The sequence below is a fragment of the Shewanella gelidimarina genome (assembly GCF_023283945.1).
Lineage (GTDB): Bacteria > Pseudomonadota > Gammaproteobacteria > Enterobacterales > Shewanellaceae > Shewanella > Shewanella gelidimarina.
Genome location: NZ_JAKIKW010000044.1, coordinates 1 through 9,965 on the forward strand (window position 1 = coordinate 1; position 9,965 = coordinate 9,965).

A 9,965-nucleotide genomic window follows, 5' to 3' on the forward strand; every position below is an offset into this window, starting at 1 on the left:
GGGTTTCCCCATGTGAGAGTAGGTCATTTCCAGGCGCCTAATTTCTCGAAAGAGAGTGAACAGCCCGTTGCTAACGCAACGGGCTTTTTTACGTCTGTAATTTGTGGTTTTTGAGTTGATGAACTGACGGAACAACAGAATATAAAGGACAACACAACAGAGATGGTAGTGCAGTGGCCATGATGCCGAGGTGCAAGTCGAACATTTCCAGTCGCCACTCTTTTTATCTTGGTCTCGAAAGAGAGTGAATAGCCCGTTGCTAACGCAACGGGCTTTTTTACGTCCGCAATTTGTGGTTTTGAGTTGATGAACTGATGAAACGACTGAATTGATACCAATGGCATTAATTTCCCACTTTGCTCCAATCTATCGAACAAAGTTTTTTACATATTATAAATTGCTAACCTAAGTTGGACAACGCTCATTGATGATCTCTTTAAAGCTACTGGCGTATCTGTAGGGTATTCCCGTCGGAGCCCGGAGCTTTCTGGTGTCTAGACGTTGCTTCATCCTAAAGTTTCAACAACGATGCCTCATAAACCTTGAGATTAGTTCATATTGATACGTTCAGACGGGAGTTGACCAATGAAACTTTTGATTGCTGTAATGTTGAATTGTTTAAAACCTATTTGTGCTTAAAGTGATTGTTTGGATGTAAATTAGGAAGGAAACAGCGATAAGTTTTGAGCTTATTTTAGAGTGGTTTTATAGATTGGCTAAGTATTTATTTAGGTCAAGTTAATCAATGACTTTTGGGGGCGCTATGTATTTATATTCCAACCGTATTCTTACATGGCGATAATTGCGATTACGATGCGAGGTTTATTTTATGTTGACTTAGATACGATAAAGCCTAAAAACAGAGGCTCTATCATATTATCGGTTCATATTAAGTAGCAACCATTGTTCAGTCTAGTGGTTGTTTTTGAAAATATGACATTGGCTGATTTGAAGTGCTTTAAGCTGTTAAGAGCCTTGGTAATCGAGTTGTCGCCAAGCTTCATAGCTGATGATAGCAACCGCATTTGAAAGATTAAGGCTGCGACTCGTCGACATCATCGGTATACGCAAACGTTGTTCAGTTGGAATTGAGTCTATTATATCAGCAGGTAAGCCTCTGGTTTCTGGGCCAAATAACAACACGTCATCTTGTTTAAAGCTGATTTCTGAATGTGGGCGGCTGCCTTTGGTCGTACAAGCCATAATTCGCTTGCCTTGCATTGCTTCGAGAAAAGACTCAAAGTTTTTATGATGGATCACATTAGCCAAATCTGCATAATCTAGCCCAGCACGGCGTAATTTTTTATCTTCTAAATCAAAGCCAAGAGGTTCAATTAAGTGCAGTTTGCAGCCATTATTAGCGATTAATCTGATTATATTGCCGGTGTTAGGGGCTATTTCGGGTTCGTAAAGCGCTATATGAAACATGCTGGCCTGCCTAAAATGTATGAGCTGAGATTATTTTAATCTGTAATGGAGAGCCCGAAAGCTCTTATTTGATCATTACTTAATGAATAATTCATTATACGGGAAAAAGTGGGTAGCGGAAAATAGTAGTGTAGCGTGAAGTGGCCCGTGAATATGAGAAATGCAGATATCCTCTTAAGCCATTTATCTCTATATTCGAGTAGATAGATACACTGGTTACCTATGAGCATTGTAATGGATCTCGCTAAACTTTCACGGATCAGTATGAAGCATCTGATCACCTTGCATGTCATGCTAGATACGCTAAGCGTAACTGCGAGTGCAGAACGATTATGCTTAAGCCCCTCGTCAGTGAGTAAAACGCTAAGCCAACTACGGCAAAGCCTTGATGATGATCTGTTTTATCGGCATGGAAACAAACTTGTAGCAACCCCTTTGGCACGTCGTTTAGGTCCAAATGTCCACCAAATTATCAGTGACATGAACCTACTAGTAACTCAAGAGGCTTTCAGCCCTGCGGCTTATAGAGGTCGGTTTTCCTTGGCTATGCGAGAAAGTACCTTTGAGTTACTCGCTGCTAAACTAGCGGCACATGTACTGTTGTTAGCCCCAAATATTCGACTCGATATCTTTGCTAAAGACAGTGTCGGTTTTGAGGGGTTAGTTAAAGGCAGTTTAGATTTTATCGTATTGCCCCATGACCGAAGTCAGCCGCCCATTGCACAGCATGAATTGGTGTGGGAGACATTAATAAATGACGAGATGGTGTGTTTAATGAATCATAACCACCCCTTAGCCAATCAAGATCATATCTCTATTGATGACTATCTTGGATATAGTCATATAGGTATTAGTGATACGGATCTGAATAGGCCTTTTTTCGAGATGAAGTTGGCCCAGCAAGCTCGAAATCGAGCGGTGCCTTTGTCGGTGGCTGACTTTGGTAGTGCGGCCTTAATGTGTCATCACAGTGAGCTGTTATTTACCTGTTCACGCCGCTGGGCTGAAAATGCCATTCAGGCTAGAGGCTTGGTGACTAAATCCCTACCGCTTGATTACGGAGAGGTTGCGTACAGCTTAGTGTGGCACAAGCAGAGTATGAAGGATCCTGCGCATCGTTGGTTCTATGAGCAACTGGTCGACTTTACTCGGCAACAGTTTAAGTAACCTGATTGAATAGCATTTCTATAGGTATAGATTGGGTAAAATGAGATTATTCACGCCGCGTTGAGTAAGTGCATTAGCGAGTTGGTGAATTTGCGCCTCAGTGCAACTTGGCCACATTAATGCATCGCCTGTAACCCCATGATGCTGAAATGCATTTAGCTTGATTCTTACAGCTGCCGGCAGTTGGGCTAGATAGCTCGCCACGGCATCGATTTCGCTATCAAAATCACTGATCTCTGGAATGTGCAGTAAACGGACCTCATACAATTTCCCCTGTTCGGCAAGCAGCTTCAATGCGCTAAAAACACGATGGTTATCTCGGCCGGTAATATAGCGGTGGGTGTCTTGTTGCCAAGACTTAAGATCAATCATGGCACCTTGTATAAAGGGTAATACTTGTTGCCAACCATTTAGGCTTAGACTGCCGTTACTGTCTATCATGCAGCTTAGGTGTGCTAAATCCTTGCTCGACTGCATCTCGCGAAATAACGCAATAATAAAGGGCAGCTGCAAACTGGCTTCCCCCCCACTGATGGTGATGCCATTAATAAAGTGCATTTGAGCGCGGATAAGAGTGAGCAGTTCTTCGACACTATAACGCAGTGTTTTTGGCGTTGATTGCTTGGGGCAAACGGATAGACAGATGTCGCATTGGGTGCATAATTGTTGATCCCAGATCACCTGACTTTTATTATCATCTGTAATCAGTGTCAGGGCTTTTTCTGGGCAGGTCGGTACGCAATCGCCACAACTATCACACCAGTCTATGGTGTGAGGATTGTGGCAATTTTTACAGTTAAAATTACATCCCTGTAGAAAGATAACAAGCCTGCTACCAGGCCCATCTACACAAGAGAAAGGAATGATTTGATTAACTGTTGCGACTCTATCCAAGTTAATTCGACTTCGCGTAGCTTGGTGCATTTTCATGAGCAACAACACGTGGCTGACGTTCAAGGATCTTAGTATTTATTGCCGCTTCTGCACCTAAACCTGTGGTATTAGTGCGTGAACCCGCCTCTTTAAAACGAGCAATGTCAGATAGTTTAATCATGTAGCCTGTTACACGCACTAGATCGTTTGAGGCGACGTTAGCGGTAAACTCGCGAAAACCTAAGTTTAATGCGCCTTTACAGAGTTGGAACATGGCTTGTGGATTCGATTTAACCGTTTCGTCAATAGTGAGAATATCGCTGATCCCAGAAGTATAATATTGATGATGTTCTGCCAGTGCTTTGATGTGAGCTATCGGGTTTGGCTCGGTACCATAGGGAATACGCACACCGGGAGTGACATCTTTATCTAGACTAATACCGCCTTGAGAGTGCAGTAACGCACGGCCGTTATAGCCATAGTCAACTGGAGTTGATTTGACGATGGTATCCAGTGCTTTAGATATTTTATGTCCAAGCTCATTCGCCGCTTGATGGTGACCGTAGTGAGGGCTTGGTTTCTCTGTATGAGATTCAGTTAGCTCTGGATTACCTTGCAGAATATTTACGGCTTCCGCCATGCCGTAAATGCCGAACATAGGTGCAAAGCGTGACTCTTCAATTAGGCCCTCTTTGACTAAGAAGCTGCTGAAAAAATTAGATTCTTGATGCAGGTACTGACAACGGGCATTAATTAGCTCATAGGTTAGCTGGCAGTATTGCGGCAACGTATTGTCAAAGAAATCACTGATGTCATTGGCTCTTAGGGCAATCTCTTTTAGATTAAGCCTAACCAAGGTGTTAGCACCGCCAGCCAGTGGCAGTGAGTTATAACAGCTAACAATGCCAAAGCCTTTTTCATCATAGCTATTGGCATGCATTGGATAGTTGGCTATATGTGGTTTACTGCACTCACAAATATTGCTCGCGGCAACTTGTAGTAGTTCATCGGGAGTCACTTGTGGGTCGTACATAAACGTAAGATTGGGTGCAATCTGTTTAAGCTCGGCGTCTATTCTTAAGATTGTGCGGCAGACAATGTTATCCGTTGGACCTATGTTGACGTGCATAAAGGCGTCAGGAAGGGTGCGATCTAGCATGATCCAAAATAACTTCAGTTTGCGGTATAGGCTCTCAGTATCAATCCCTTGGCAGAATGGCAGCAACACCTCATCCAGTTGACCGAGATACACCGGAATATTAGTCACCGAGGGCACATGGTGGTAAAGGATGGTGAGTGCATTAAGTGCTTCATCTAAGTCTTGTGCTGGGCTTAACTCTAAGTATTCTGAGCCTTGCTTTAAGTATTTGGCATAATCGGGCAAAACATATCGTGGCTTAAACGGCGCATGGCCTTCAAACATGTCGCAGATAATACCCGAATCCATGGCTTGTGTTACGTCTTCCGACACCGCTACATATGGCAAACTAGAATCTGCTTCTAGCGCTAAAAAGTTAGATTTTTGCTTTGGAGAAAGATTTAGGTCGCGGGTGATCTGGGAAAGTCGCTCTTGAATCGCCATGGCGTAATATCCATTAATATTGTATGGGTAATATATTAAGGCCTATTAGCTAGATTCTTATAGTGAAAAGCAGGCAAGGGGGTATTTCCATTATGGAAATTCAGCGGGGTAGATCTCGATTTTACAGAGAAATAGAGAGGTAAATAGAAAGCCAAATATAGCGGCGGTGAAATAGCGAGCTACATTTGGCTTTAGGTGTTGCTAAGATACTGATGTTATTTAAAAGAACCCTAGTGGATTAACATCGTAGCTAATGAGCAGATTCTTGGTATTTTGGTAATGATCTAGCATCATTTTATGCGTCTCACGACCAATACCTGACCTCTTATAGCCCCCAAATGCGGCGTGAGCAGGATAAGCGTGATAACAGTTTATCCATACTCGACCCGCTTGAATACCGCGCCCCATTCGTTGAGCGGTATTCATGTCCCGTGTCCATACACCTGCACCAAGGCCATATGGAGTATCATTGGCGATGGCCAATGCTTCAGCTTCATCCTTAAAGGTGGTGACTGAAATGACGGGGCCAAAAATCTCTTCTTGGAAGATCCGCATATCATTAGTGCCCTTTAAGATCGTCGGACTAATGTAAAAACCTTGGCTATGTTCACCTTCAAGTTTACAGAGATCGCCACCAACCAATACCTCAGCACCTTCATCTTTACCTATTTGCAGATAGCTGAGAATTTTATCAAATTGCTCTTGTGATGCTTGAGCGCCCACTTGTGTGTCAGTATCGAGTGGGTTGCTTTGTTTAATGGTTTTGCAGCGCTCAATGACTTTGGCAATAAACTTGTCATAAATCGACTCGTGGATCAGTGCTCGTGACGGACAAGTGCATACTTCACCTTGGTTAAAGAAGGCCAGTAACATGCCTTCTACGGCTTTATCGAGATACGCATCCTCATGATCCATTACATCAGCAAAATAGACATTCGGAGACTTACCACCCAGCTCAACCGTTGATGGGATCAACGACTCAGCCGCACATTTCAAAATATGATGACCCACTTCAGTCGAGCCAGTGAAGGCCAGTTTAGCGATTCGACTACTGGTAGCTAGTGCCTGACCCGCTTCCTTGCCAAAGCCATTTACCACATTGAGCACACCTTTAGGGATTAAGTCTTCAATTAACTCAAGCATCACTAAAATAGAGGCTGGGGTTTGCTCGGCAGGTTTTAATACCACGCAGTTACCTGCGGCTAATGCGGGGGCAACTTTCCACGCGGCCATCAAAATTGGAAAGTTCCAAGGAATAATTTGGCCGACAACGCCTAATGGTTCAGGAAAATGATAACTCACCGTATTGGCATCAATATCGGCAGCACTGCCCTCTTGGGCACGAATACACCCCGCAAAATAGCGGAAATGGTCGACAACTAAAGGGAGATCGGCCGCTAACGTTTCACGCACTGCTTTACCATTATCCCAAGTCTCGGCTATAGCAAGGAGTTCTATATTCTGCTCAATACGATCGGCAACACGCAATAGGATATTAGAACGTTCGGTGACCGATGTTTTTCCCCAACTCTCTTTGGCATTATGGGCGGCATCCAGTGCTAGCTCGATATCGTTAGCATCTGAGCGAGGGATCTGAGAGAACACTTTTCCGTCGACGGGTGAAGGGTTATCAAAATAGAGACCATTGACGGGTTTAACCCATTCACCACCAATAAAATTTTGATACTGTGATTTGAAATTAATGATGGCGTCAGGTGTTCCTGGTTTGCTATATATCATACTTATATCCCTCGTACGTTTTTTATGCGATAACTCAGTGTAGTAGCAAAGTAAAAACGAGGATATAGGAATAAAGTCGAGTGGTTTTTTGTAGGACAATTTAGCTATATTATTGCTCTATATACTAATCAATATGAGGTTGTTATACCTCTATGCGTTCAGTGCATTATTTATATGCAAAATATGCACTTCAGTCATAGAGGTTTATGGCCTATGCTTCTCTCATCAGTTTAAATAGGAACTTGTCATGTTTAACGCGCTTGTTTTGACCCAAGAAGAAAAGCTTACCCAAGCTAATGTTCGTCAAATCTCAGAGACAGATCTGCCTGAAGGTGAGGTATTAGTCGCTGTTGCATGTTCATCACTGAACTACAAAGATGGCTTAGCGGTTACTGGTGTCGGTAGAATTATCCGTAATTTCCCTATGGTGCCTGGTATCGACTTTGCGGGTACGGTACTTGAATCAAGTGACGAGCGTTATAAAACGGGTGACAAAGTTATTTTAACTGGCTGGGGCGTAGGTGAAAATCACTGGGGCGGCTTAGCAGAGAAAGCCCGGGTGAAAGCGGATTGGTTAGTCCCGATGCCACAAGATTGCGATGCCGCAAAAGCGATGCAAATAGGCACAGCTGGTTTAACGGCTATGTTATGCGTGCAAGCATTGCAGCAAGCTGGAATTAAGCCAAGCGATGGTGATGTACTCGTCACTGGTGCTAGTGGTGGTGTAGGTAGTGTTGCAGTGACCTTGCTAGCGCAATTAGGTTATCGCGTAGTGGCAAGCTCTGGGCGTGTTGAGCAGAATGGTCCTCTATTGACTAAGTTAGGTGCTAGCGAAGTAATAGAGCGTAGCGAGCTTGAAGTCGACTCAAGACCTCTAGAGAAGCAGCGTTGGGCAGGTGTTGTTGATACTGTCGGTAACAAAATCTTAGCGACAGCATTAGCACAGATGAAATATGGTGGTGCAGCAGCAATTTGTGGTCTTGCAGGTGGTTTTGCTCTACCAACAACAGTGATGCCATTCATTTTACGTGGGGTAAACTTGTTAGGGGTTGATTCAGTTTCATGTCCATTTGAAAAACGCCAAGCAGCTTGGGAAGATGTACTTAAGTTGCTTCCCGCAAGTTACTACCAAGATGCCTGCGAGACGATTGCACTTGAACAGGTACCTGACTTTGCACAACGGATCATTAAAGGCCAAGTCACAGGTCGAGTCCTTGTTAAGCTTTAATCACTTTCAGTGATATAAAAAAGCCCGGTAAATTACTGGGCTTTTTTGTGTCCATTTTTCGGCACTAATACAGTTAATGCCCGCGGAATGAACCACTATTTAATAGAATCGGTATCACAGTTCTGCGGAGACTGACTTAACAAATTTTGAGTGATAGTAATAACCTCTTTACGTAACCATTGCTGCGCTTTATCTTGTTCGCTTCGAGAGTGCCAGAACAAGTTGTAATCTAAACTGGGTAACTTAAAAGGCAGAGGCTTAACTTTTAGCCCATGCCGCAGGGCTGCTATTTCAGCCATGCCCTCAGGTAACGTAATAATTAATGGGTTGATTGATTGCAAGGCTAAGGCGGTATCAAGATGCGGTGTCCTCAGTAGCTCGGTGCGCGCGGGATATTGGCTGATTTCATCATCGAGCAACGCTTTTACTCCATCACTAATAGCAATGGTTGCATGAGGGTAATGCAGATAGTCATCTAGGGTGATCTCGGTATTTGCCAATGGATGATGGGGTGATAGTAAACAGCTAACGCCGACTTTACCTAGAAAAGCGTACTGTAACTGTCCGGTTTGACCTATAGCACGGCAGATTGCCATATCGGCGCCTTTCACGCTGAGTTGCGCCTGCAACTCGTTATGCTGAACCGGTAGTATCTCAAGTCTAATTTTTGGTGCCTGTTGATAAATGTTCGGCAGAATAAAAGGCACTAAAGCTTGCATGGCATAATCTGTTGCAGCAATAGAAAACTGTTGTTCACAATCAAACGGAACAAATGCTTTTGGGGTTAATAAGCTAATGAGTTGCCCAGTCGGTTGTTGTAACTGCTGGTAGCAATCGAGTGCAAACTGGGTTGGTACAAGATGTTGGCCAACACGGGAAAATAGTGGATCGTCGAGCATCTCTCGTAGACGAGCAAGAATGCGGCTTGTCGCTGATTGACTTAAGTGTAATCGCTTAGCAGCCTGAGTCACGCTGCGCTCTTCAACCAAAATTTGCAGAGCGATTAATAAGCTTAGGTCTTGGCGGTAGATATCTTCTAATTCCATAACATCCCTGAAGCAAGCGGTTGGTTTAATAGTATGGACTCATGATGACATAGAAGCCTGCCGCTCAACATTTTTCTATTCCAGATAGAAAAACTTTTTGAGTGTTAGGGACCAAAATGGATACTATTTACAATAAATCAACCTCGGGGAGCTTATTATCATTGTCGTGGTGATATTGTTATTCTGGTTGATTTTTGCCTAATGGCATAAAGCAAATAAAAGCTCGGAAAGTCAGAGCTACATTGGATTTATTGATTGATAATTAGTGCTGGTGCATTGTTTGGAATCAATTCCAAAATACCTCAAAAGTAGTAAAAATCTTAAACATTAGATCTAAGCTTGAGTTTCTAAATGTTGTCATAATGTTTTAAATAAAGCTCTGCTTAACTCTCGTTTTGGAACTGGTTCCAGTCATATCATTATTGCGTCTAATAAAACTATAGGGTGATGACAGATGAGCAATAAAGATCTGCTAGGACGCCGCAATTTCATTAAGGGAATGGGAGCTGCAGCAGGTGTCGCAATGGCTGCACCAGCAATGGCCATTTCTGAGAAAGCGGATGGCGTTAAATGGGACAAAGAAGTTGAAGTCCTTATTATTGGTTCCGGTTTTTCGGGGTTAGCGGCGGCAATTGAAGCCACACGCAAAGGCGCAAAAGACGTACATATTTTTGAAAAAATGTCGTACTTTGGCGGTAACTCAGCCATCAATGGTGGCTTGTTCGCTGCGCCTGGTACGCCAATGCAAAAGACTGAAGGCGTTCAAGATTCAGTTGACCGCATGGTCGCAGATCAGCTTAAATCTGGCCGTGGTATCGCTGATGAAGCTTTACTTCGTCACGTGGCTTCGCATGCAGTAGAAGCACTGCAAATGACCTTAGATGCAGGCTCTGAATTCCAT

At 43.5% G+C, this 9,965-nt stretch carries 8 protein-coding genes and 1 pseudogene; 3 read left to right on the plus strand and 6 right to left on the minus strand.

All coding sequences use genetic code 11. From position 1 onward, the window contains the following. Positions 1 to 23: 23 nt before the first annotated feature. Together L2729_RS21065 and trmL are read right to left on the minus strand one after the other, a co-directional pair. Complete coding sequence (locus L2729_RS21065; RefSeq protein WP_248989997.1) at positions 24 to 344, minus strand: hypothetical protein; 321 nt, start codon at positions 342 to 344, stop codon at positions 24 to 26. A 622-nt stretch (positions 345 to 966) separates the two neighbouring features. Next, positions 967 to 1,428 carry a tRNA (uridine(34)/cytosine(34)/5-carboxymethylaminomethyluridine(34)-2'-O)-methyltransferase TrmL gene (gene trmL, locus L2729_RS21070; RefSeq protein ID WP_248989998.1) on the minus strand — a complete coding sequence of 154 codons (462 nt, stop codon included), beginning with the start codon at positions 1,426 to 1,428 and terminating at the stop codon, positions 967 to 969. 234 nt (positions 1,429 to 1,662) lie between these two features. Here trmL and L2729_RS21075 point away from each other — a divergent pair, with 234 nt between their 5' ends. Next, on the plus strand, positions 1,663 to 2,595 hold the full coding sequence (locus L2729_RS21075) for a LysR family transcriptional regulator (protein ID WP_248989999.1): 933 nt from the start codon (positions 1,663 to 1,665) through the stop codon (positions 2,593 to 2,595). A gap of 18 nt (positions 2,596 to 2,613) precedes the next feature. Here the strand turns inward: L2729_RS21075 and L2729_RS21080 are convergent, their stop codons facing one another. The 3 genes from L2729_RS21080 to exaC all read right to left on the minus strand — a co-directional run bounded on the left by L2729_RS21080 (position 2,614) and on the right by exaC (position 6,790). Next, a complete protein-coding gene (locus L2729_RS21080) occupies positions 2,614 to 3,525 on the minus strand; it encodes a YjjW family glycine radical enzyme activase (RefSeq protein WP_248990000.1) in 912 nt (303 codons plus the stop codon). Beyond that, positions 3,491 to 5,050 (minus strand): YjjI family glycine radical enzyme, encoded by a 1,560-nt coding sequence (locus L2729_RS21085; RefSeq protein WP_248990001.1) that lies wholly within the window; start codon positions 5,048 to 5,050, stop codon positions 3,491 to 3,493. The genes L2729_RS21080 and L2729_RS21085 overlap by 35 nt, the downstream gene beginning before the upstream one ends. 219 nt (positions 5,051 to 5,269) lie before the next feature. Next, positions 5,270 to 6,790, minus strand: a complete 1,521-nt coding sequence (exaC, locus tag L2729_RS21090) for an acetaldehyde dehydrogenase ExaC (RefSeq protein ID WP_248990002.1) — start codon at positions 6,788 to 6,790, stop codon at positions 5,270 to 5,272. Between the two features lie 247 nt (positions 6,791 to 7,037). Between exaC and acuI the strand changes: the two genes are divergently transcribed. Beyond that, on the plus strand, positions 7,038 to 8,018 hold the full coding sequence (gene acuI, locus L2729_RS21095; protein ID WP_248990003.1) for an acrylyl-CoA reductase (NADPH): 981 nt from the start codon (positions 7,038 to 7,040) through the stop codon (positions 8,016 to 8,018). A gap of 95 nt (positions 8,019 to 8,113) precedes the next feature. On the opposite strand, the gene L2729_RS21100 is transcribed toward acuI, so the two are convergent. Next, entirely contained in the window at positions 8,114 to 9,064 is a 951-nt protein-coding gene (locus tag L2729_RS21100; RefSeq protein WP_248990004.1) for a LysR family transcriptional regulator, read from the minus strand. Positions 9,065 to 9,518: 454 nt separating this feature from the next. Here L2729_RS21100 and ardA point away from each other — a divergent pair. Next, positions 9,519 to 9,965, plus strand: a pseudogene (gene ardA / locus L2729_RS21105) (acrylate reductase flavoprotein subunit ArdA); the annotation flags it as partial.

Coding starts and splice junctions, on each gene's coding strand:
- L2729_RS21085 (WP_248990001.1), bottom strand. CDS start 5,050: ATGGCGATTCAAGAGCGACTTTCCCAGATCACCCGCGACCTAAATCTT.
- L2729_RS21075 (WP_248989999.1), top strand. CDS start 1,663: ATGGATCTCGCTAAACTTTCACGGATCAGTATGAAGCATCTGATCACC.
- trmL (WP_248989998.1), bottom strand. CDS start 1,428: ATGTTTCATATAGCGCTTTACGAACCCGAAATAGCCCCTAACACCGGC.
- L2729_RS21080 (WP_248990000.1), bottom strand. CDS start 3,525: ATGAAAATGCACCAAGCTACGCGAAGTCGAATTAACTTGGATAGAGTC.
- acuI (WP_248990003.1), top strand. CDS start 7,038: ATGTTTAACGCGCTTGTTTTGACCCAAGAAGAAAAGCTTACCCAAGCT.
- exaC (WP_248990002.1), bottom strand. CDS start 6,790: ATGATATATAGCAAACCAGGAACACCTGACGCCATCATTAATTTCAAA.
- L2729_RS21065 (WP_248989997.1), bottom strand. CDS start 344: ATGCCATTGGTATCAATTCAGTCGTTTCATCAGTTCATCAACTCAAAA.
- L2729_RS21100 (WP_248990004.1), bottom strand. CDS start 9,064: ATGGAATTAGAAGATATCTACCGCCAAGACCTAAGCTTATTAATCGCT.